This is a genomic window from Pseudomonas sp. 01L34 (assembly GCF_056400265.1).
In genome coordinates, this window is the sequence record NZ_JBFTSX010000002.1 from 717,794 (window position 1) to 739,186 (window position 21,393).

General features: G+C 55.2%; 23 protein-coding genes. 16 read left to right on the forward strand and 7 right to left on the reverse strand.

Features of this window, described 5'->3' with window-relative positions; all coding sequences use genetic code 11:
- The first annotated feature begins 209 nt into the window (after nt 1-209).
- The 3 genes from AC1DQM_RS07855 to AC1DQM_RS07865 all read left to right on the forward strand — a co-directional run bounded on the left by AC1DQM_RS07855 (nt 210) and on the right by AC1DQM_RS07865 (nt 3,960).
- Entirely contained in the window at nt 210-956 is a 747-nt protein-coding gene (locus tag AC1DQM_RS07855) for a cyclic nucleotide-binding domain-containing protein (RefSeq protein WP_111453726.1), read from the forward strand.
- 34 nt (nt 957-990) lie between these two features.
- Complete coding sequence (locus AC1DQM_RS07860) at nt 991-1,974, forward strand: zinc-dependent alcohol dehydrogenase family protein (protein ID WP_477745972.1); 984 nt, start codon at nt 991-993, stop codon at nt 1,972-1,974.
- A gap of 171 nt (nt 1,975-2,145) precedes the next feature.
- Nucleotides 2,146-3,960 (forward strand): DAHL domain-containing protein, encoded by a 1,815-nt coding sequence (locus AC1DQM_RS07865; RefSeq protein ID WP_477745973.1) that lies wholly within the window; start codon nt 2,146-2,148, stop codon nt 3,958-3,960.
- Between the two features lie 185 nt (nt 3,961-4,145).
- Here AC1DQM_RS07865 and AC1DQM_RS07870 read toward each other — a convergent pair whose 3' ends face one another.
- A complete protein-coding gene (locus AC1DQM_RS07870) occupies nt 4,146-4,964 on the reverse strand; it encodes an aldo/keto reductase (protein ID WP_018928215.1) in 819 nt (272 codons plus the stop codon).
- Between the two features lie 245 nt (nt 4,965-5,209).
- On the opposite strand from AC1DQM_RS07870, the gene AC1DQM_RS07875 reads away from it, so the two are divergent.
- The 7 genes from AC1DQM_RS07875 to AC1DQM_RS07905 all read left to right on the forward strand — a co-directional run bounded on the left by AC1DQM_RS07875 (nt 5,210) and on the right by AC1DQM_RS07905 (nt 11,886).
- Nucleotides 5,210-5,998, forward strand: a complete 789-nt coding sequence (locus tag AC1DQM_RS07875; protein WP_138867147.1) for an alpha/beta hydrolase — start codon at nt 5,210-5,212, stop codon at nt 5,996-5,998.
- Between the two features lie 279 nt (nt 5,999-6,277).
- Complete coding sequence (locus tag AC1DQM_RS07880; protein WP_086945350.1) at nt 6,278-7,255, forward strand: NAD-dependent epimerase; 978 nt, start codon at nt 6,278-6,280, stop codon at nt 7,253-7,255.
- A gap of 49 nt (nt 7,256-7,304) precedes the next feature.
- Complete coding sequence (locus tag AC1DQM_RS07885; protein ID WP_018928219.1) at nt 7,305-8,045, forward strand: glycosyltransferase family 2 protein; 741 nt, start codon at nt 7,305-7,307, stop codon at nt 8,043-8,045.
- Nucleotides 8,042-8,320, forward strand: coding sequence for a lipid-A-disaccharide synthase N-terminal domain-containing protein (locus AC1DQM_RS07890; RefSeq protein ID WP_018928220.1), 279 nt, complete (start codon nt 8,042-8,044; stop codon nt 8,318-8,320). The genes AC1DQM_RS07885 and AC1DQM_RS07890 overlap by 4 nt, the downstream gene beginning before the upstream one ends.
- A gap of 3 nt (nt 8,321-8,323) precedes the next feature.
- Complete coding sequence (locus tag AC1DQM_RS07895) at nt 8,324-9,844, forward strand: ArnT family glycosyltransferase (RefSeq protein WP_477745974.1); 1,521 nt, start codon at nt 8,324-8,326, stop codon at nt 9,842-9,844.
- The gene (locus AC1DQM_RS07900) at nt 9,841-10,776 is read left to right on the forward strand and encodes an SdiA-regulated domain-containing protein (RefSeq protein WP_064616900.1); all 936 of its coding nucleotides are present in this window, start codon (nt 9,841-9,843) and stop codon (nt 10,774-10,776) included. The genes AC1DQM_RS07895 and AC1DQM_RS07900 overlap by 4 nt, the downstream gene beginning before the upstream one ends.
- A 360-nt stretch (nt 10,777-11,136) precedes the next feature.
- Nucleotides 11,137-11,886: an SDR family oxidoreductase gene (locus AC1DQM_RS07905; protein WP_477745975.1), complete on the forward strand. Its 750-nt coding sequence runs from the start codon at nt 11,137-11,139 to the stop codon at nt 11,884-11,886.
- A gap of 181 nt (nt 11,887-12,067) precedes the next feature.
- Here the strand turns inward: AC1DQM_RS07905 and AC1DQM_RS07910 are convergent, their stop codons facing one another.
- Complete coding sequence (locus tag AC1DQM_RS07910) at nt 12,068-13,429, reverse strand: MATE family efflux transporter (RefSeq protein ID WP_064616898.1); 1,362 nt, start codon at nt 13,427-13,429, stop codon at nt 12,068-12,070.
- Nucleotides 13,430-13,902: 473 nt separating this feature from the next.
- Here AC1DQM_RS07910 and AC1DQM_RS07915 point away from each other — a divergent pair, with 473 nt between their 5' ends.
- The 4 genes from AC1DQM_RS07915 (at nt 13,903) to AC1DQM_RS07930 (ending at nt 17,166) form a co-directional block, all read left to right on the forward strand.
- Complete coding sequence (locus tag AC1DQM_RS07915; protein WP_477745976.1) at nt 13,903-14,517, forward strand: hypothetical protein; 615 nt, start codon at nt 13,903-13,905, stop codon at nt 14,515-14,517.
- Between the two features lie 239 nt (nt 14,518-14,756).
- On the forward strand, nt 14,757-15,818 hold the full coding sequence (locus tag AC1DQM_RS07920) for an adenosine deaminase family protein (RefSeq protein ID WP_477745977.1): 1,062 nt from the start codon (nt 14,757-14,759) through the stop codon (nt 15,816-15,818).
- The gene (locus AC1DQM_RS07925) at nt 15,815-16,366 is read left to right on the forward strand and encodes a non-canonical purine NTP pyrophosphatase (RefSeq protein WP_477745978.1); all 552 of its coding nucleotides are present in this window, start codon (nt 15,815-15,817) and stop codon (nt 16,364-16,366) included. The genes AC1DQM_RS07920 and AC1DQM_RS07925 overlap by 4 nt, the downstream gene beginning before the upstream one ends.
- Before the next feature lie 5 nt (nt 16,367-16,371).
- Entirely contained in the window at nt 16,372-17,166 is a 795-nt protein-coding gene (locus AC1DQM_RS07930) for an SIR2 family protein (protein ID WP_477745979.1), read from the forward strand.
- Between the two features lie 195 nt (nt 17,167-17,361).
- On the opposite strand, the gene AC1DQM_RS07935 is transcribed toward AC1DQM_RS07930, so the two are convergent.
- Nucleotides 17,362-18,174 (reverse strand): GIY-YIG nuclease family protein, encoded by an 813-nt coding sequence (locus AC1DQM_RS07935; protein ID WP_477745980.1) that lies wholly within the window; start codon nt 18,172-18,174, stop codon nt 17,362-17,364.
- Between the two features lie 19 nt (nt 18,175-18,193).
- Nucleotides 18,194-19,123, reverse strand: a complete 930-nt coding sequence (locus tag AC1DQM_RS07940) for a 5'-nucleotidase (RefSeq protein WP_477745981.1) — start codon at nt 19,121-19,123, stop codon at nt 18,194-18,196.
- Nucleotides 19,124-19,509: 386 nt separating this feature from the next.
- On the opposite strand from AC1DQM_RS07940, the gene AC1DQM_RS07945 reads away from it, so the two are divergent.
- Complete coding sequence (locus AC1DQM_RS07945) at nt 19,510-19,782, forward strand: hypothetical protein (protein WP_477745982.1); 273 nt, start codon at nt 19,510-19,512, stop codon at nt 19,780-19,782.
- Nucleotides 19,783-19,863: 81 nt separating this feature from the next.
- Here the strand turns inward: AC1DQM_RS07945 and AC1DQM_RS07950 are convergent, their stop codons facing one another.
- From AC1DQM_RS07950 to AC1DQM_RS07960, 3 genes are read right to left on the reverse strand one after another with little or no spacing between them, the layout of a single operon-like run.
- Nucleotides 19,864-20,106, reverse strand: a complete 243-nt coding sequence (locus AC1DQM_RS07950; protein WP_064616894.1) for a hypothetical protein — start codon at nt 20,104-20,106, stop codon at nt 19,864-19,866.
- A gap of 12 nt (nt 20,107-20,118) precedes the next feature.
- Nucleotides 20,119-20,271 (reverse strand): hypothetical protein, encoded by a 153-nt coding sequence (locus tag AC1DQM_RS07955; RefSeq protein WP_477745983.1) that lies wholly within the window; start codon nt 20,269-20,271, stop codon nt 20,119-20,121.
- Nucleotides 20,256-20,417 carry a hypothetical protein gene (locus AC1DQM_RS07960; RefSeq protein ID WP_237229592.1) on the reverse strand — a complete coding sequence of 54 codons (162 nt, stop codon included), beginning with the start codon at nt 20,415-20,417 and terminating at the stop codon, nt 20,256-20,258. The genes AC1DQM_RS07955 and AC1DQM_RS07960 overlap by 16 nt, the downstream gene beginning before the upstream one ends.
- Nucleotides 20,418-20,765: 348 nt before the next feature.
- On the opposite strand from AC1DQM_RS07960, the gene AC1DQM_RS07965 reads away from it, so the two are divergent.
- A complete protein-coding gene (locus AC1DQM_RS07965) occupies nt 20,766-21,326 on the forward strand; it encodes a lipid-binding SYLF domain-containing protein (RefSeq protein ID WP_086945340.1) in 561 nt (186 codons plus the stop codon).
- Nucleotides 21,327-21,393: the final 67 nt, after the last annotated feature.

Here is a 21,393-nt window from a genome sequence, read left to right on the forward strand (position 1 = left end):
GCCTGGGCTTCGGTTTAAACCGCAAGACATGCGTCGATTCTGGGTGCCTGCACGGCCTAAGACTTGATTTACATCAAATCTTAGGCCGTCTATCCCGGCTCAACAGGAACAAGCTTTTCCCCCGCTCATCGACTCTATCTGTAAACGCCCGATTGAAACGGGGGATCCGAACTATGCTTTAAGCTCCTGTCAGGGGGGGAACTTTTGCAATGCCTGAAACCCGGCCATATCAACATCACTATCTGAAAGCCGCGTGCTCCAATTGCAGTGTTCTGGAGTTGTGTCTGCCGATTGGCCTGACCAGCAACGAAGTCGAACGACTGGATACCCTGATCATTCAGCGTGTAAAGGTTAAAAAAGGTGCAGCCCTGTACCGGGCCGGCGATCCGTTGCGCTCGCTCTACGCGGTGCGGATCGGTTCATTCAAGACCAGCATGCTGTCGGTCGACGGCCGCGAGCAGGTCACCGGGTTTCAGATCCCCGGCGAGATGCTCGGTCTGGACGCTATCAGCGACGATCATCACACTTGCAGTGCCTTTGCCCTGGAGGACAGCGAAGTCTGCCCCTTCAACTTCGCCCAACTGGAGAAACTCGCCCTGGAGCTGCCCTCGTTGCAGCACAACATGAACAAGATCCTGAGCCGGGAAATCGTCCGGGAGCACAACCTGCTGATGATGATGGGCAACATGAACTCCGATGAACGCCTGGCCGCCTTCCTCCTGAACCTGTCGCAACGGTTGAGCATTCGGGGTTACTCGTCCAGAGACTTTGTACTGAAAATGCGTCGCGAAGAGATCGGCTCCTATCTGGGCCTGCGCCTGGAAACCATCTGTCGGGGCATCGCTCATCTACGGGACTCGGAACTGGTCGAGATTTCCGGGCGTAACGTCAAAGTGCTGAATCTGGACGGGCTCAAGCAACTGGTCGCCGGCTGCCACCGGGAATCCCCCCTGTAACGCCTTGCGGTGCATCGGCTTTTGGAGAATCGTCATGCGCGCCATGGTTCTGCATGCCCCCGGCCAGCCGCTGCAACGGGAAGAACGTCCCGTGCCGCAGCCCGGCGCGCAGCAACTGTTGATCAAGGTGTTGGCCTGTGGCGTGTGCCGCACCGACCTGCATTTAGTGGACGGTGAACTGCCGCAAGCAGTGCTGCCGCGGGTGCCGGGCCATGAAATCGTCGGTGAAGTGACAGCGGTGGGTAGCGACGTTTCGCCCGACTGGGTCGGCAAGCGCGTCGGCGTTCCCTGGCTTGGCTGGACGTGCGGTGAGTGCACGTTTTGCTGCTCGGGCCGTGAAAACCTCTGCGACCGGGCACAGTTCACCGGCTGTCATCGGGATGGCGGTTATGCCGACTACACGGTTGCCGATGCCCACTTCTGTTTCCCCCTCCCGGACGCGCTCTCGACCACCGAAGCCGCACCGCTGCTGTGTGCCGGGCTGATCGGTTTTCGCGCCTTGCAAATGGCCAAAGGCGCACGCCACCTGGGCCTCTATGGCTTCGGCGCGGCAGCGCATCTGGCGATTCAGGTGGCGCGGGGCCGAGGACAGCAGGTGTACGCCTTCACTCGACCGGGCGACAGCGAGGGCCAGGCTTATGCCAGGACGCTGGGCGCCGTGTGGGCAGGTTCCTCGGATCAGCCGCCACCGCATCCGCTCGATGCCAGCCTGATCTTCGCCCCCGTCGGTGCGCTGGTGCCGCTGGCGCTGGAGGCCAGCGTCAAGGGCGGTTGTGTGATTTGCGCCGGCATCCACATGAGCGACATCCCCAGCTTCCCCTATCGACTGTTGTGGGGCGAACGCAGCGTCCGCTCGGTGGCGAACCTGACCCGCGAAGACGGCACGGCGTTTTTTGCAGAGCTGCGTCATACGCCCGTGCACAGCGACGTCACCTGTTTTGCCCTGGACGATGCCAATCAGGCGCTGGCAAGCCTGCGGGCCGGTCAGGTCAAAGGGGCGATCGTGCTCGTCCCCTGACGCTCGCCCCTGCCGTTCGGTGTTTTTTCCGGCACCGTCCACCAACAACGCTAGGCTTACGGATGACGTGGCGATGCCTCGTCATTCTGCAGGGAGCGCAAAAAATGGAATTAATTGACCGTTGGCAGCCTCTCTCTCTCAGGACAGCCTGTATCAGGGAGGAATGCCGCCATGCAGATTTCTAATCATTACAAATGGTCTGCCTTGGCAGCCATTGCACTGACCCTCTTCAGCGTACTGATATTTTTGCTGATCAAATCCTACTCGTACGACACATCGACCTACTTCGAATCGCGCGACTTCGTGCGTCAACTCAAGCAATACGATGCCAATTGGAACGTGAAGCTCCTGCGAGCCAAAATCGGCATGAACAACAACCTGTTGCTGGCGGCGCCGCCTGAAGCGGAAGAGCGCTGGCAACAGCTCGATAGCCTCAACGCTGTCGGCCCGCTCCCGACCCTTTGGCAAACCCGACGCCAGGGTTATCTGGAGGCGGTAGAAAACAAAGCCCGGTTGGTTGAGCAATTCAAACAGCACAACACGGCCTTGCGAACAGCATTTGAGGCCCTGCCTACGCTGGAAGATGCCATTCGGGTGTTGCAGGAAGATTCCAACGACAAACTCTCGTCGGTGGATGCTCGGGCGGCGTCAGTGGTGTTCGATCTTACCTTGGACACCCTTGAATACGCCCTCTATGTCAGCAGCGAACGGGCCGAAGAAATCTCCGGGCATCTGGAATATCTGAATGAGTACATCAATCAACTGCCGCCTGAACGGCGCCCGACTTTCACTGCACTTGTAGACGCTGTGAATGCCATTGTGCGAGAGCAGCCCATCGTCAATGACCTGGTTGATCGCATCAGTGTCATTCCGGTCGCACAGCAACTGGACAGCATCAACGAGTTATTGAACGAGACACAACGGCGCACAGCCGCGACAGATCGCCAATACCACCTTTACCTGGGGATCTGCGCCGGCATCATGGCGCTACTGCTGCTGTACTTGGCCGCCCGTCTGATTCGCAGTTATGCGCTGATCAATAAGATGAACAACCAATTGCAGACAGCGAACGAGCGGCTGGAGCAACGCGTCGAGGAACGCACCCATGAACTGTTGGAAGCCGAGCGCGAACTGATCGACGCCGCGCGGATGGCCGGTATGGCAGAGATCGCGACCAACGTGCTGCACAACGTCGGTAATGTGTTGAATAGCGTTAACGTCTCCGCGGAATTGATCACCCGCAAATTGTCGACCAGCAAAACCCTCGGCCTGGGAAAAGCGGTAAAAATGATCAATGAACATGCCGAAGACCTGGGGCAGTTCATGACGCACGATGAAAAAGGCAAACTGCTGCCCCTTTACTTCAATCAACTGGTCGATTCCATCGCGACCGAGCAATCGAGCATCGTTGACGAGCTGGCGCAACTCACCAAGAGCATCGATCACATCAAGGATATTGTTGCCACCCAACAGGCCTATGCCGGCGCCGCCCGGCTGGTCGAGCCGTTGAATGTCGTCGATCTGTTCGAAGATGCGTTACGCATGAATTCCGGCGCCTTGAGCCGGCACCATGTCACCGTCATCAAAGACTACCAGGCCACACCGACCATCATCGGCGACAAACACCGACTGTTGTTGATCCTGATCAACCTGATCAGCAATGCCAAATATGCGATGTCCAGGGTCAGCGATCATCAGCGCCGTATGACGCTGGGCGTCAGGATTATCGATAACGCAACGCTGCGCTTCAGCGTAGAGGATCAGGGCGAAGGGATCGCCGCCGAGAACATGGCCCGCATCTTCAATCACGGCTTTACCACGCGCAAGGAAGGTCATGGTTTTGGCCTGCACAGTTGCGCACTCGCGGCGGTGGAAATGAACGGGCACCTTCGCGTCCATAGCGATGGACCCGGCCAGGGAGCGATTTTTACCCTGGAAATTCCGCTGGAGATGGCGCAAGTAATGCCAGCCGCCGTAAGCCTGTAGCAGCTGCCGAGCAGCGGCTGCGTTCGCTGGTAGCAGCTGTCGAGCCTGCGAGGCTGCGTTCGGCGGCGAAGCCGTCGTCAAACCAGAGCTTGCGGTGCATTAGGCAGACCGCGTCAGTCGGACTCACGACTGCTGCGCAGCCGAACGCAGCCTCGCGCTGCTCGGCAGCTGCTACAAGGTAGCCGTCACCCCACCAGCGCAATCAACTGCTGGCGCTGTGCATCCGTGAGCATCGGGCCGAAACCTGCACCGGCGTTTTCCGCCATGTAGCGTGGATTGCCGGTGCCGGGGATGACGCAGGTCACCGCCGGATGAGCCAGCAGGAACTTGAGCGCCAGTTGCGCCCAGCTGTTGATCCCCACTTGCGCAGCCCACCCCGGTAGCGGTTTGCCTTTCAATCGAGCGATCAGGCCGCCGCCACCGAAGGGCCGATTGCAGATCACCGCCACACCGCGCTCACGACACAGCGGCAGGATTCGCTTTTCGACAGCGCGGTCGTCCAGGGCATAGTTGATCTGCAAAAAATCCATCGGCTCGCCTTTCAACACCGCCTCCACTTCGTCGTAGGCCGACGCCGTGTAATGGCTGATGCCGATGTAGCGGATGCGCCCTTCTGCCTTCCATTGACGCAAGGTCGGCAAATGGGTTTTCCAGTCCAGCAGGTTGTGAATCTGCATCAGGTCGATCCGGTCGGTCTGCAACAGTTTGAACGACTGCTCCATCTGCGCGATGCCTTCTTCGCGGCCACGGGTCCAGACCTTGGTGGCCAGGAAGGCCGGCGAGCGAGGGCGATGGATCGACAGCAGCTCACCGGTGGTCTGCTCGGCGCGACCGTACATGGGCGAACTGTCGATCACCTTTCCACCCTTCTCGAACAACGCGCTGAGCACCGCCTGCAGTTGCTTGTAAGCAGCGTCGGCTGGCGTGACATCAAAACCGCGATAAGTACCCAGGCCGACGATGGGCAACGGCTCGTTGCTGGAAGGAATAGCTCGGGTCAGCATGTTCTTGCCTCCGTGTGGCGAGGGGGCTTGCCCCCGTTCGGCTGCGCAGCAGTCGTAAACCATTGCATGTGGTGTACCGCGATTGCAGGTTTTGGGGCCGCTTCGCGACCCAACGGGGGCGAGCCCCCTCGCCACAGGTGCTCGCACCCACACGGGCATTGGGCGGCGCTTCTGCACAGCTGAAATTGCTGGACTACACTCTGGCGACGCTCCAGCAATAGCTGTCTCAAGGCCCGAAGCAGTCCATGCCGTCCACTAAACTTAGCCGAATGTCGCGAACCCTGGTGTCTCTCTTCGCTTTCATTGCCGTTGCATACCTGCTGCTCTGCGTCGCGCTGTTCGTGTTTCAACGGGCCCTCATCTACTACCCGCAACCTCGCGCCATCGACACACCCGAATCGCTTCTTACCTTGTCAGTCGCCGACGCGCAGGTGCTGGTGACCGTCAGGCCGCACGACGGGCCGAAGGCGTTGATCTACTTTGGTGGCAATGCCGAGGACGTTTCCCGCAGCCTGCCCGGGTTTTCGCAAGCGTTTGCGGATCATGCGATCTACTTGCTGCATTACCGAGGCTACGGTGGCAGTACCGGGTCGCCGTCCGAGGAGGCGATTCAGCGTGACGCCATGGCCTTGTTCGACTATGTCTACAACAGCCATCCCGATATTGCAGTGATCGGACGCAGCCTGGGTTCAGGCGTTGCCGTGCGCCTGGCCAGCCAGCGCCCGGCGTCGCGGCTGATCCTGATCACGCCCTACAACAGCCTTGAAGACCTCGCCGCCCGCCAGTTTCCCTGGTTCCCGGTGAAATGGCTGTTGCAGGACAAGTTCGAATCCTGGAAATACGCCGCTCACATCACCGTCCCGACGCTGTTGGTTGCGGCCGAGCACGACGAAGTCATACCGCGCGCAAGCACAGACCGGCTCTACACCCATTTCGCCAAAGGCGTGGCCTCGCTGCAGGTCATACCGGACACGGGCCACAACTCGATCTCCGAGAGCCCCAACTACCTGAAAATGCTAGGCGCCGCGTTGTGAGCACCCTCATACCAGCACGCCTTTAAGCAGGCGGTCAGAAAAACGAAGTAATTACTTAACGTTTTTTTTACAATCCAACTGGCAGGGTATACGGCTGCCATTTCTGCGGCTCATGATGTGCACTGCACAGAACTTTACCAATACAATGGAGCAAGGCATGGAGCCAATGGTGGCAAAAAGCCCAAAAAATATACTGATCAGCGAGTACTTACAGGGGATTGTGATGCAAAAGCGCCCTTTGCGCAGAATCGGAATCAGTCACGCACAGGCGCAGGCCTCATGACGGTTCTGGTTACTGGCGCCGCCGGTTTTATTGGGTATCACACCGTCAAGCGTTTGTGTCAAGAAGGCCTTGAAGTCGTCGGTATCGACAATCTCAACGACTATTACAGCGTAGAACTCAAACACGCACGGCTCAAAGAGCTTGAATCCTTGCCGGGCTTTCGTTTCCAGGCCTTGGACATCGTCGACAAACCGGCCTTGATGGCCTTGTTCAAAGAACATGCTTTCACCGAGGTTGTGCACCTGGCCGCCCAGGCGGGTGTTCGCTATTCACTGGACAACCCGGATGTCTATGCGCAGTCCAATCTGGTGGGCTTTCTGAATGTGCTGGAAGCTTGCCGGCACCATCGCCCCGCGCATTTGATCTATGCCTCGAGCAGCTCGGTGTATGGCACCAACAGCAAAATGCCGTTCTGTGTCGAAGATGCCGTCGATCACCCCATTTCGCTGTACGCCGCCAGCAAACGCGCCAATGAACTGCTGGCGCACAGCTATTGCCACCTTTATGGCCTGAAGGCCAGCGGCCTGCGCTTTTTCACCGTTTACGGACCTTGGGGGCGCCCCGACATGGCGCTGTTCAAGTTTACCGAGGCGATCCTGAAAGGCTTGCCGATCGACATCTATAACCATGGCCAGATGTCGCGCGATTTCACCTATGTCGACGACATCGTTGAAAGCGTCGCCCGCCTGCGCTCCAAGCCACCGGTGCCGAACGAGCCGGGCGCTGGCGTAAACCGGATTTTCAACATCGGCCGTGGCCAACCCGTGCCACTGCTGGAGTTTGTCGACTGCCTGGAATCGGCGCTGGGCATCAAGGCCCAACGCAATTTCATGCCGCTACAGGCAGGCGATGTGATCAAGACCTGGGCCGACATTTCGGCGCTGGCCGAGTGGGTCGATTTCCGCCCTCAAGTGGCGGTTGAAACTGGCGTAGCGGAATTTGTGAAGTGGTATCGCCACTTCTATCAGATATAAAACGTTAGCCCTTGATAAAAATAGACCAGGGAGCAAGGGAGAGGACTCTATGAGCCAAGACATTTTTGTATCTGTATTGATTCCAGCAAAGAATGAAGCAAACAACCTCAAGCCGTTACTTGAGGAAGTCCACGCCGCATTGAACGGTGAGGCCTACGAAATCATTGTGGTGGACGATGGCAGCACCGACTCCACCCTGCATGAGCTGCGGCAGCTGAAAAACAATGGCCTGGACGCGTTGCGCATCCTGCGCCATGAGCGCTCGCTGGGGCAAAGCACCTCCCTCTACCACGCGGCAATCGCCGCCCGGGGGCAATGGCTGGCCACGCTTGATGGCGACGGTCAAAACGACCCCGCGGACATCCCCGGGATGTTGGCGCTGGTGCGCGGTGAAAAGGGTCTGGTCGACGTTCAGCTGGTAGCCGGGCACCGGGTCAACCGCCGCGATACCGCAAGCAAACGCTGGGCTTCGCGTTTTGCCAACGGGCTGCGTCGCCGCCTGCTCAATGACGATACCCCGGACACCGGCTGCGGGCTGAAGCTGATCGAACGCGCGGCGTTTCTGCGCCTGCCGTACTTCGACCACATGCATCGGTACATTCCCGCGCTGATCCAGCGTCATAACGGCCGAATGATCGTCCACCCGGTCAACCACCGGCCCCGCACCGCGGGCGTGTCCAAATACGGCAACATCGACCGCGCCCTGGTGGGTATTCTTGACCTGTTCGGTGTGTGGTGGCTGATCAAGCGCACGCGGTTGAACACCAACGCGCAGGAGATCGAAGGATGAACCTCTCCCGCGAAACCCTGTGGCTGGTGGTCGGCTTCGCTGGCCAGATCGCCTTTACCGGTCGCTTCATCCTGCAGTGGCTGTATAGCGAGTACAAAAAACGCAGCGTGATCCCGGTGAGTTTCTGGTACCTGAGCATTGTCGGCAGCGCCCTGCTGCTCGCTTATGCCATTTACCGGGCAGACCCGGTGTTCATCGCTGGCCAGGCCTTTGGTTCCATCGTCTATCTGCGCAATTTGCAATTGATTGCCCGCACCAAACACCTGAAGGACTGAGCCATGCGTAAAACCCTGTCGCCCAGCATCGAATGCCTGGGCCTGGTGCTGCTTGCCTTGCTGTTGATCGGCGCTGGCCTGGGGCTGCGTCAACCGCAAAACGTCGACGAGGAACGTTTCCTCGGCGTAGCGCTGGAGATGCTGCACAACGGGTCATGGTTCATCCCTCACCGCGCTGCGGAGATCTACGGCGATAAACCGCCGGTCTTCATGTGGATGGTGGCGTTCTTCGCGTGGCTCACCGGCCTGCCCGCCCTCGCCCTGTATATTCCGGGGATGTTGTCGGCGGCGACGGTCACGGCCGTGGTCTACGACCTGGGCCGCCGGCTGTGGAATCAGCGCATCGGTCGAATAGCCGCGCTGTTGTACCTGGCCACCTATCAGACTTACAGCATCCTGCGTACCGGCCAGATCGACAGCCTGTTGATTCTGTTCACCTCCCTGGGCCTGTACGGACTGGCGCGGCACCTGCTGCTCGGGCCAGCCTGGCGCTGGTTTTACGTGGGCTGCGCCGCCATGGGCATTGGCATAATCACCAAAGGGGTCGGCTTCGTCCCGGCCTTGATGCTGATTCCGTATGCCTACGCGGTGCGCAAAAACTGGTCCGGCGTGGTGGCCATGCCCGGCCAGAAGCGCAAATGGTTCCTGGGCTTTCTGGTGGCGCTCGGGGCTATCGCGATCTGGCTGCTGCCTCTGGCACTGTCCATTGTGCTCAATGGCACCGCGGAAGAAGTCGCCTATGCGCGAGAAATCCTGCTGCGCCAGACAGCGGGACGCTATGCCGCCGCGTGGGACCATCGCGAACCGTTCTGGTACTTCTTCGTCAACGTGATCCCGCAATACTGGCTGCCGCTGGTGCTGGCCCTGCCGTGGCTGGTTCCGGCCTGGCGCAAGCAACTGCGCAAGCACGACGGTCGAGTGCTGGTGCTGTTGAGCTGGGTCGTGCTGGTGGTGCTGTTTTTCTGCCTGAGCACCGGCAAGCGCAAGTTGTACATCTATCCAGCGTTGCCCGGTCTGGTGCTGGTGGCGGCGCCGCTGATTCCCTGGCTGCTCAAGCGCTGGTTCGGAAAGCGTCCGCGCGGTATGCGGGTATTCCAGGCGCTGGTGGTGAGCTGGTTCGTTCTGTGGTTCGCCCGCGGGTTCATCGAGCCGATCAAGGAAGGTCCCAACCCCCACGAAGCGATCATGTCGCAGGCGGCGACCATGACCCACGGTGCCGAGCTGGTGCTGGTCGACTGGCGCGAGGGCCACTGGTTATTCGCCCGGCAGCCGATCGTGCATTTCGGGATGAGCAGTTCCTCGGTCGAACAAGCGGCGCAATGGCTACGCGAACACCGTGATGCCTACGCCCTGGTCCCGGACGAAGAGCTGAGCAAGTGTTTCAATCCCGAGGCCGCTCATGAGCTCGGCGAAACGTCTCGCGCGCAATGGTCGATCGTCGGCGCCGATGCCGATAACGGCCAATGCCAGCCCGGACAACCCAAAAAGGTCTATCGCTTCAGCTGGGACAAGGACAAGTCATGAGCAAGAGAGGGAAGCTGGGGATATTGTTCATTGTTGTATTGCTTGGCGCCTACGTGGTTTCTGCACATTTCATGGTTCACCAGCAGCTGTATGCGTACTGGAAAACTCTTTGGCATGGTAATCAGGCGCCCGATAAAAATATCTGGCTGCCGGACTATAAAGCTGTGATCCAGGCCAAGCCTGTCGCGGACATCACCAATCTGTCCGGCATCGCCTATGACCCGGACCATGATCGACTGCTGGGCATCACCAATGGTGGGCCCATGCAGATTGTGGCCATGAACCGCAACGGCGATCTGCTTGAACGTTACCCGCTGATCGGCTTCCAGGACACCGAAGGCCTTGCTTACCTGGGTAACGGACGCGTAGTGATCGCCGATGAACAGTTGCAGCGACTGTACGTCATCACCTTGCCGGACAGCCCTGGCCCGATCCATGTCGAGAACGCCCCGTTCGTTGCCATCGAGATCAACCTGAGCGAACACAACAAGGGCTTTGAAGGCGTGACCTATGATGCGGCCAATGACCGTATCTTCGCGATCAAGGAACGCGATCCGCGGCAGCTGTTTACGGTCACGGGCATGCTGGCATCCATCGGCAGCCCGTTGCAGGTGCACATCCAGGACTTGACCCACTGGATTGACCGTAGCGTCTTCGGCCTGGATCTTTCCGAGGGTTACTACGACCCGCGGACCGGTCACTTGCTGTTATTGAGCGAGCAATCCAGCAACGTGACCGAACTGGACCAGGACGGCAACTTCGTCAGCTTCCGCTCCCTGCTCGGCCTGAATGACCTGAAAAAAACCATACCGCAAGCCGAAGGCATGACCATGGATACTTCCGGCGAGCTCTACATTGTGAGCGAGCCCAACCTGTTCTATCGGTTCTCCAAGTCCAAAGCTGCTGTGGCGGAGAATCAGCAGAAGCCTTAATGGGTTTTGCACCGGATGGGCCGGCCCTACCCGTAGCAGCTGCCGAGCCTGCGAGGCTGCGTTCGGCTGCTTAGCAGCCGTAAACCCGGCTGATGCGGTCTGCCTGATGCATCGCAAACTCTGGTTTACGACTGCTTCGCAGCCGAACGCAGCCTCGCAAGCTCGGCAGCTGCTACGGATCGCATCACGGCTGAACTGACCACCTATCGGACAACTTCCCGCCCCTTGCGCCATTAAGCCGATTCCGGGTCTTTAATGGTTGCAGGATTCCAAGCCAGCCCCCCCACCCCGACCAGAAATACGACGTCCAAGCGGGGCTGACACCTCGCACCCCACTGCGCACGCATCGGGAGACTCGTCATGAAAATCGTCGTGATTGGCGGTACCGGGCTGATCGGCAGGCAGCTCTGCAAAAACCTGCAAGACCTGGGGCATGAAACCCTGGCCGCGTCACCGAGCACCGGCGTCAACGTCCTCACCGGCGAGGGCTTGCAAAACGCCTTGCAAGGCGCCGATGTGGTGGTCGACGTGGCCAACTCGCCCTCCTTCAAAGATGCCGCCGTGCTCGAGTTTTTCGAAACCTCCGGGCGCAACCTGCTCGCCGCCGAGAAGGCCGCCGGGGTCAAACACCATGTCGCGCTTTCGGTGGTAGGCACCGAGCGCATGCTCGACAGCGGCTATTTCCGGGCAAAAATGGCCCAGGAACAACTCATCAAGAACTCAGGCATTCCTTACACAATCCTGCGGGCCACGCAGTTCTTCGAGTTCATCGGGGCCATTTCCCACTCGGGCGTACAGGAAGGCGACACCGTGCGCTTAACCTCCGCCGCGTTGCAGCCGATTGCCGCAACCGATGTCGCGATGGCGCTGGCGAAAGTCGCGGTGCAAGCGCCGAGCAATAACACCCTGGAAGTGGCCGGGCCTGAGCGCTGGCCGCTGGTGGAGTTCGTGCGCTTGTTTTTGCAACATACCAACGACCCGCGCCAGGCCCAACCGGACGACACGATCCCCTACTTCGGCGCGCCGATCGATGACCACTCGCTGACGCCGGGAGAGCACCCCATCGTCGGGCCGACGCGCTTCGAAACCTGGCTCAAGAGCAATAGTTGAGGGACCGTCGAGGGCCTAGGGGGCGTTCTCCATTAGTTTCCCGGCCCTTCGGGTTGTGCCTTAAAGCGAGCCAGCCTGCGTTGCAGGCCTTGGAAAGGGAACAACCATTCCCAGCAGCCTGCGCCTTGCCTGGCTCGCTTTAAGGCGACAACGCGGCGGGGAAACTAATGGAGAACGCCCCCTAGACCAACCGCTCGATCTTCTGATGCTGCCAGACCATTTTGTAGTACAGCGTCTGCAGCATCAGCATGCCCAGATACGCCACCGGAAACGCCATCCACACCCCTGGCAGCCCGAAGCGCGTATCCAGCAGATACGCCACCGGCAACTGCACCCCGACCACGCAAACGATCGACACCGCTACCGGCACCAATACCGTGCCGCTGGCGCGCATGATGCCGCCGACAATCGCCTGAAAACCAAATACCAACAGGCTCCAGAGCATGATGTGCAACAAGTGCTCGGCCATTGCCCGGGTGGAATCATCCGTAAGAAACAACCCCAGCAACCAGTGCGACAGCAGATAACCCAACAGCACCAGGCCACCGGTCAGGCACACGTTGATCAACAACCCGGTGCGCAAAATCTCCCCCATGCGCTCAAGGCGCCCTGCCCCGATCGCCTGCGCGCCAAGGATCGACGCCGTGATCGCAATCGACAGCGCCGGGAACTGCACGTAGTTGACGATCTGCGTCACCGCCCCGTACGCCGCCGTCGCCTGGGAACCGTGCTGGTTCACCAGCGCCAGAATCACCAGCTCCGACAACGACAGCACCACCATCTGCAACCCGGTCGGCAGCCCGATGCGCAACACCTTGCCGAGGATGACCCTGTCGAGCCGCATCGCCGCAAACATCTCCCGATCCGGCGCCAACGGATGTCCCTTGCGAATCAACCGCCACGCCAGCCACCCCATCGCCGACAGGTTACCCGCCAAACCCGCCCACGCCGCACTCTGAATCCCCATCGGCGGCAACCCCAACCACCCGAGAATCAACGCCGGCGTCAGCGCCAGCCCGACACACGTCGACACCACCAGCGCCAACAACGGCGACAGCGTATCGCTCACCCCGCGCAGTAACTGCGTGAACAACACAAACACCAACAGCGACGGCAAAATCCACATCATCACATGGGCATACGCCACCGCATCGTCCAGCACATCCCCCGGAGTGCCCAACCCCTGCAACGCCGGCCGGGCAAACACACTGCCCAACACCGCCGCCACCAACCCTATCATCGCCCCCAACAGCAACGTCGAACCGGCGATGGCCTTCACCAGATGCGGCTCACGGGCGCCCCAGGCCTGGCCGATCAACACCCCAGCGCCCGCACCGAGGCCGATAACCAGGGCGATGAAAAAGAACACCACGGGGAACATGCCGGACACCGCCGCTAACGCCTGGGTGCCGAGCAATTGGCCAATGTAGATGCTGTTGACGGTGCCGGACATGGCCTGGAGGAAGTTGGAGAGGACCATGGGGGCGAGGAACAGGAGGTAGGTTTGCCAGAGGGGGTGTTGGGGTTTGGCTGGGGTTTGCATGGGTGAGTCTCGGGGGGGGGGGGCAGGTGATCGCAGTTGGTGGAGTCTACGTCATGAGGAAATGTGGTCGCATCGTAAAAAACGGGTTTTCTGTTTCTCGTTTATTTGCAGGCCAACATCACGTTTTGCGACTACTTTTATAGTGGTTCACAGAACCATGTTTTCAGGAAGGTTAGATTTTCAATACAGGTCAAAGGGACGAAAAATGACTGACAGAAGACCAATAAACAAAGACGTAACTGTTCCAAAACCAGGTGGTGGCGAACAACCTCGATCGAGGAATGATGACGGCACAATCCGCAAGAAGCGTGACGATGCTGGAAAGCACAAAGGAAAGTAATCGAGTCCAGCAAGGACAGGCCGCTGTGTGTTTTGAGGTCTGTCCACTCGGTAGAGAACTGCTAGCACAGATCTAACAGCGGCATTTCACGCAAGAGCCTCATGCTAGACCACGCCTTTTCAGGAGCAATCGCTTGAGCAATGGATCTGTCATTCGTAGCCTTGTGATGCTGGCAATATTGCTAGCACCGTTAACAAGCGCACTGGCCGAAAACATGCAGTGGGTGATCACTGACCGAACAAATCGCCACACCTGCCCGTCTACGAAATGTGGCGTAGCCGGGTATCTCATGTTTCGGGAAAGCGCTGAGATTATGGAAACCAGGAATGGCTGGAGTCGAATAACTAAGGCCTATTCAGCATCATGTGAGGGAGGGAAAAGCCAATACGTGAAGGAAGGCAATAGCGCCTGCACCAGCAGGAATGGCATCCAGGATGGAAAGTTTGCTGAATGGGTAAAAAATAAAGATCTGAGCCCGAACCAGCCTGAAGATCCGGGTAAAGGCGCAACTGGCGACTATTCACTAGTCAGCGGCTCCGACGATTATCGCATCTACAAAAACCAGTTCGCCAAGGCCGCTCGCGAACTGATCAATGACGGTACCTGTACAGAAGATGATTTCAAGGAGATGGGTGGTTGGATGGCTTCTACCAATAGAGGTAAAGGTGTGTATTTCACCTACTGTGGTGGGATGACGCTGAGTAACAAAATTTATTTTGACGCAATTTCAGGAAATGTCAGTAGATAGTGCATTAACTAAAAATTTCGGCCGAGCCTCTTGTATCCGCTCCATGCATCTAGAAATACACAAGCTGGATTAAGATCACATGAACCAATTTCCAATTCTATTGCAATCAATTATTAACCTCAGAAAAAAGTGGTGTTCTTACCAGTTAGAAATCGTATTTTCAGGTAGCTTTTCATTTCGTATGTACTGCATTCTCTACAACGTATCTACTCTCCGCCTAAGCAAAGTATCAGAACTCCATGAATGATAAGACGACATTAGATCTCGCGGCGACTAGGGCTCATCACCAATTCGCCCCTCCCATCGATAAGACTTCAGATGGTAACTCCCCCCTCACGACTTCGCTCATGAAGGGAGAGCTACATGTCCATTTGAATGGCCTTATAAATCCTAGCGTCATTCAGGAGGTGTTAATAGACGAAAGGGTCGAGTTACCGGAAGGATTCGATCCAAGTCGTGATCTTGTACATCGTTCGGCCTGCGATACTCTTGCTTCCTATCTCACCCCTTGGCAAGTTTTGCGGCGAATCCCCGCAAATAAAGAAAATCTTCAAAAAATGGTTGACAGCGCCTTTGAGAGACTCGCAGCAAATAATGTTCGTTTCGTCGAGTTACGTAGCAGTATTCTCTACTTAGCAATGTTGCAAAATTGTTCGGTCATCGAAGCATTCGAACGATTAATTGAATGCACTGAAATCTCCGCAAAGAGACACTCCATTAGAAGAGCATTGATAATGACAGTAACTCGTGGCGACTATAGTTCGGTTCAACTCAACACACTGATTAGTGCGTATAAGACTCTCGGAGAACCGCAGGATATAGTGGGAGTTGACTTAGCCGGAGACGAAGAAATCTCATGTCCAGCAGACCTACCAGAGTTGTTCAAGGAGGCTAAACAGCAATACGGATTAGGGGTAACGATTCATGCCGGAGAAACGGGTAGACCCGAAAACATTCGGATTGCCGTAGAGAGGTTCGACGCTGACCGGATCGGGCATGGAACAGCCGCAGGGAAGAATCCTTGGTTGATGGATCTACTGTCGAAGCGAGACATTTGTGTAGAAGTGTGTCCTATAAGTAATCGGCTTACTGGTGCTGTTTCTGCATCCGACGCCCATCCTTTACAGCAGTTCCGAGAGCATGGTGTTCCGTTTGTAATTTGCTCGGACAACCCCGCAATTCACGAGAAGGGGCTTGATGACGACTATGCGGCAGCACTTACCGAAGGTGTATCACTTCAGGAGCTTCGAGCGCAGTACGAGGTTGCCCAGCGTTATTCTTTTATCAAGGACTTTGTATGAAAATTCGCTTCCTTTCAGGTAATAAATACAAGCTCGCAGAGGTCAATCAGATCCTGAGTCCCATTGGGGTTGAAGTGATTTCTGTTGAACAAAAAATTGAGGAGTTACAGACAGAGGATGTGGAACGACTTGTTCGCGACAAACTAATAAAAGCCTTCGAACGCATCGGACGCCCTCTTTTTGTTGAGCATACCGGCCTTTATTTGGATGGACTGAACGGCTTGCCGGCAGGACTCACTCAGATTTTTTGGGATAAACTTGAAGCTGATAATTTTTGTTCCTTAGTTAACGGGCTATCGAGTCCATCTGTGATAGCGAAGACCGTGCTTGGTTACTGCGACGGCAAGCAGATTCGCCTGTTTGAAGGCGCGATTAATGGAACCGTATCGGCAAAACCAATAGGTCCTCGAGGATTTCAATGGGACTGCGTATTTGTGCCAAATGGCGAAACAGAAACATTCGCAGAGATGGGGGATAGGAAAAATGAACTATCTATGCGACGTAAAGCCCTTGATGCTTTTGCGACATTCCTAAAACAGAACAAGTGAACGCCATGAATACAGAATTAAAGGATGCATACCGCGCAGGTAGAGTTGTACTTTTTGCTGGAGCGGGAGTTTCTGCCAACTTAGGACTACCTACTTGGAGCCAGCTAATCGAACACATTTCCAACGAGCTTGGATACGACCCAAAAGTATTTTCCTCTTACGGGGGATCTTTAGCACTGGCGGAGTATTATAAAAGGAAAACGGGGACGCTAGGACCACTACGTAGCTGGATGGACAGGGAATGGCATAAATCCGATATTAATATCGGCGAGTCAGAGATACATCAACTTATTGTTCGAGGCGGATTCTCTCGCATCTACACGACCAACTACGATCGATGGCTTGAACTAGCGCACGACCACTACAAAACCCCTTACATAAAAGTTGCCAGCGTTGCAGATCTAGTGAAAGCTTTTGATGAACAACGACAAATAATAAAATTTCATGGAGACTTTGATGACGACGCCTCGATCGTTCTTGACGAAACTAGTTATTACGAACGACTGAGCTTCGAGTCACCTCTTGACATTAAATTGAGCCACGACGTGCTAGGGAACTCGGTACTATTTATTGGCTATAGCATCTCAGACATTAATATTCGCCTTCTTTTTTATCGGCTGACTAAAATGTGGGGGAAACACGCGCTAGCCTCAGCGCGCCCCAAGTCATATTTGTTCACCAATCGCCCCAATCCTGTGGCTAAGGAAGTATTGGGGCACTGGGGCATTGAAATGATTGTTTCTGACGAAGACGACCCAAAAAATGCGCTCACAAACTTCCTTAAAAAACTTGTAGACTGACATTACCCAATGCCATGTAGTTAATAAAATATCGTGCGACTTACCGAGCACTGCGATAGTCAACGGTGCTCGGCCATACCATAAAGAGAGAAAGAGAGAAAGAGAGAAAATAGATTCAATCCTAAAAACAACCTACTCACTCATTCTAAAGTCGCGTAAGGTTTTTAAAGTCACGAACCCGACAGCAAAGCAATGCTAGTTCTTGTTATAGCCATACTCTCCTTGAGTAAGCAGCGATTTCTTCCAAAAACATTCCCGATCAATGATAATTTTGTCATCTGCTTTCATTGGACGGTGTTCAAGCAAAGTAAAAACCAAATTTTTCCTAGCATACGCAAGCCCATTCTTTTTTATTATGCTCATAAGCTCGTCATTATTTCCATGCCCAGTTTTGATATAGCATGACCAGCGTGACCAAATACCTGTAACGCCGTAAGCGGAACCAACATATTTCTTTCCATTGCTCTTATCTGCAATGAGATAAACACCTTTTATACTAGATAAGGCGGACCGCCAATCACTCCGACTTTGATTGATCACGGCCTCCAGCTTTTTAAAAGGCAAGTAAACATCTTCATACCCTGGAAACTCTTCTCCGGAGTATGGCTCTCTAAGAACCTCGAAAACGGTCATTTCCTGGAAATATCTATCAGGCGACACTGATCTCACTCGACCATTACGCTTAAAGCGTACCTTTAAACGCCCGATTAAGTTAGAATTTTTTCTCTCCAGTAAAACCTCATAACGATCAGTGTGTCGGGCCACCACTCTAAAAATACCGCCAAAAAGCCAAACATTCGGCTCACTGTAAAACTTTATCAGCGAAAAAATATACTTTTTATTGAAATCATTCCGATGACCACGATATTCATTCCATTCATTCCATTGATCCCGATCGTTCACGAACACATCTAAAGGATGATTCTTGCCATCCCAGCTAGCGAGATGCACTTTACAGTCATCAAGTTCATTACAATCAATCAACTCACACAATTCTATTTCACCCATCCCCCCTCCCTGAAAGCTTTTATATTTTATTTGCAATTCCAAATGGAATATGAACCATTGGAATATCGCCTGCCGCGGACTCCAAATGACTCCGTTGATCGTCGAAAAACATATGAGGCTTCAGGATACTCAAAACCCTTGACTTTTCCATACCGCCCAAGAAAAATGACTCATCAGCCGAAACCCCCCATTCTTTAAGCGTAGTGACAACCCGCTCATGAGCAGGTGCATTCCTTGCGGTAACGATAGATATTCTAAGTATCTTTTTATACTCTGGATCATCCTTAAGTCGCTTCTCCTCTAGCTTTTGCATAAAAGAGAGCTTTTTAAACAAATCAGCAAGCGGCCCCGGCTGATGCGGAATATCTTGTTTTTCCTTTTCGTGCGCTTGAAACTCGTCCAAATTGTAGTTCCTCTTAAATACCGATTCTGCCTCATCATCAGCAATTACCCCATCAAAGTCAAAAGCAACTCTCAACTCCGCATCCACTTCATCATCATAGACTTTTGAGGGAAGAACCACACCAGCAGGATAGTTAGCATCAATGGCCTTCTGTACATCACCTTCATTTGCACTTAAAAAAAGAGAAGCATTAAATGCAGGCACGTACTCATGGGGGGAGCGACCTGTCATAAACGCCGCACGGGTAATATCAAGATTGTAATGCTTTATAGATCGAAACACTCTCATCCCCGTCTCCGGAGAGTTCCTAGACAGGAGAACCACCTCTACCGGCGACTGCTTAGGAAACGATTTGTTTATGCTAAGAAATCGACGAATAAAAGGAAACGCGACCCCCTTCTGAAAGGGCACATCAAGATTTTTCTCTTGATGAATACGATACTCCTCGACCCCATTATTTAAATATATCTGATGAGACTCTGACAGATCAAATAGCGCGCTAGAGGCGACACCCACTACTAGTTTTCTTTCAATAGGGTATGGCATAAGTACCCACCATTAATTAAAGTTAATATGCCGCCTCATAAGTAACTAATGACGGCTTGTAGCTTTGTGCGTGAGCCTGACGTTTCTCAAGAGGAGGAGACTAAAGAGAATTATGTCGCTCATAATTATCATTTTAGCATTACTCTCGGAATCCGGCGCGGTATGGGCCAAAAGCAAAAAAACATTGTGCGACATAGATTGGGACTGCAATTATCTCAACAAAATTATCAACCATGCTTGCTCATACGAGTCCCACAGCAATATCAGAAATTGCTCCCTGTCCTCACCGAGGAAGCCGATAGTCCTCCCCGTCACCCACCCAGCGACCAGGTTTGGCGACCTGCAGATCGGATCAGTCCCTTTAAATCTGATTCGGAGTTTCACCTGTGGATAGATACATACCACTCACCGGAATCGACCTGATCCCGGCCTCCCTGCTCATCGACACCCAAGCCCCACTCGACGTCCTGCAAGCCATGGCCGACTACCGCATCCGCACGGTCACGCAGGTGCTGGAAAACATCGCCTTCCGCGCCGAGATCGGTTGCGACACGGTGGTGCTGTCGGATTTTGCCAAACTGCTGGCCATTCCCCTGCGCGACGGCTGTGATTTGATGGATGCGATTGGTAGACGCTTGCGGGCGCAAGCAGCGGAGTAAATGAAAACGGGCGCCTGACTGGCGCCCGTTTTTTTGTGCCCGCAAATCGTGATGCATCAGCCGCCACCAGACACCTGACCTTTAACCAATCTGCTCGAACCGCCGCCGCTTCATGAACAATCCCATCCCTATCGCCACGGCAAAAACCGACAGCAACCCCAGATCAAACCCCAACAAGCGGATCTGACCTGCCACAACGCAGCCAACCGCACCCGCCGCCACCAACACCACTCCTAGCCACTTGCGTAGCAGATACGGTTTGAGGAATTGATCAAGCAGAAAGGACAACACCAAGGCAATGACCAATTGAGTAATTACGGACATGTACGTCTCCAGTCAGGTCTTGATGATCAATGTCGAAAGGGTGCGTTGCGGGCCGATACCGCCGTTGACCTGCGCCTCGATGCTGACCAGTACGTCGCCCGCATGGTAGGTGGGTAGGATTTCATTGGCATACGTGCGCACACCGGCGCCTACAGGTATTGCCACGTAAGAGGGGGCCACGGCCTTGGTGGCGGCAGTGAAAAATGCAACTCGCGCAGGCGTCCACGTTCGCTGTCGGTGAGGGTGATCTGCGAGACGTTGAAGACGATCCCGTGAGTGCCCATGTATTGGAAAGTCCCTTCGAACTTCATCGCCCGCATCCTTTCGAGGCAAAGACGGCGATTCTCTACAAGGAGCGCATTGGATTCAAATCATTTCACCCTGCTGGCAACGTGTGTACTCGGTTTGTCAGTACTTGAATGATGCCAGCGCCTTGTCAGGCACCCGTTTTGTTTTTTTCGAACCCGGCCAACACGCAGAGGTCGAAACCAGTGATGGCATCGCTACTGATCACAGGCCGCTGGCCTGCTTCATTCAAGGGCGACGCCAGTAGCTCACACACTTTAGGGTGCGCCGGATAATTTCAGCAGGCCCGGATTCTGCCGAGGGCAGGTGCTGACTGCTGCTCACATCCAATGCTCCCGTATCGGAGTACTAACATGACTCAGTCAATGCGGTTCTTCCTATCGATCGTCCTTGCGACAGCCTCACTGGCATCGGCAAGTTTCCTGAACACTGCTGGTGCGGCAACCGCCGAGGATCTGAATGTCGACTCTCGGCAAGCGTTGCAAACGCTCTACAAGGCCAGACCAGTTGCCGAAAAAATCTCACACGACGCTAAAGCGATTCTTGTCTTCCCGAAAATCATCAAGGCGGGCCTGGTGTTTGGCGGCAGCTATGGCGAAGGCGAATTGTTGATGGGTAAGAAAGTCGAGGACTATTACAACTCCGTAACCGGGTCCTGGGGGTTGCAGGCAGGCGCCCAGTCATATGGCTATGTGGTGTTCCTGATGACCGATAAAGCCGTGAACTATTTACGTGAAACCAAGGGTTGGGAAATTGGCGTAGGCCCCACTGTTGTTGTGGTTGATGAAGGGGTGGCGAAGAATCTGTCCAGCTCCACGCTGAAGGACGATGCTTACGCGTTCATTTTCGACCAGCAGGGATTAATGGCTGGGGTCAGCATCGAAGGAACCAAGATTTCCCGGATCAAGCGCTGAAACCGGTCGTTTGGCGCTTGCGGGCGCAAGCGGTGAAGTGAAATGAAAGCGGGCAGCCGAGTGGCGC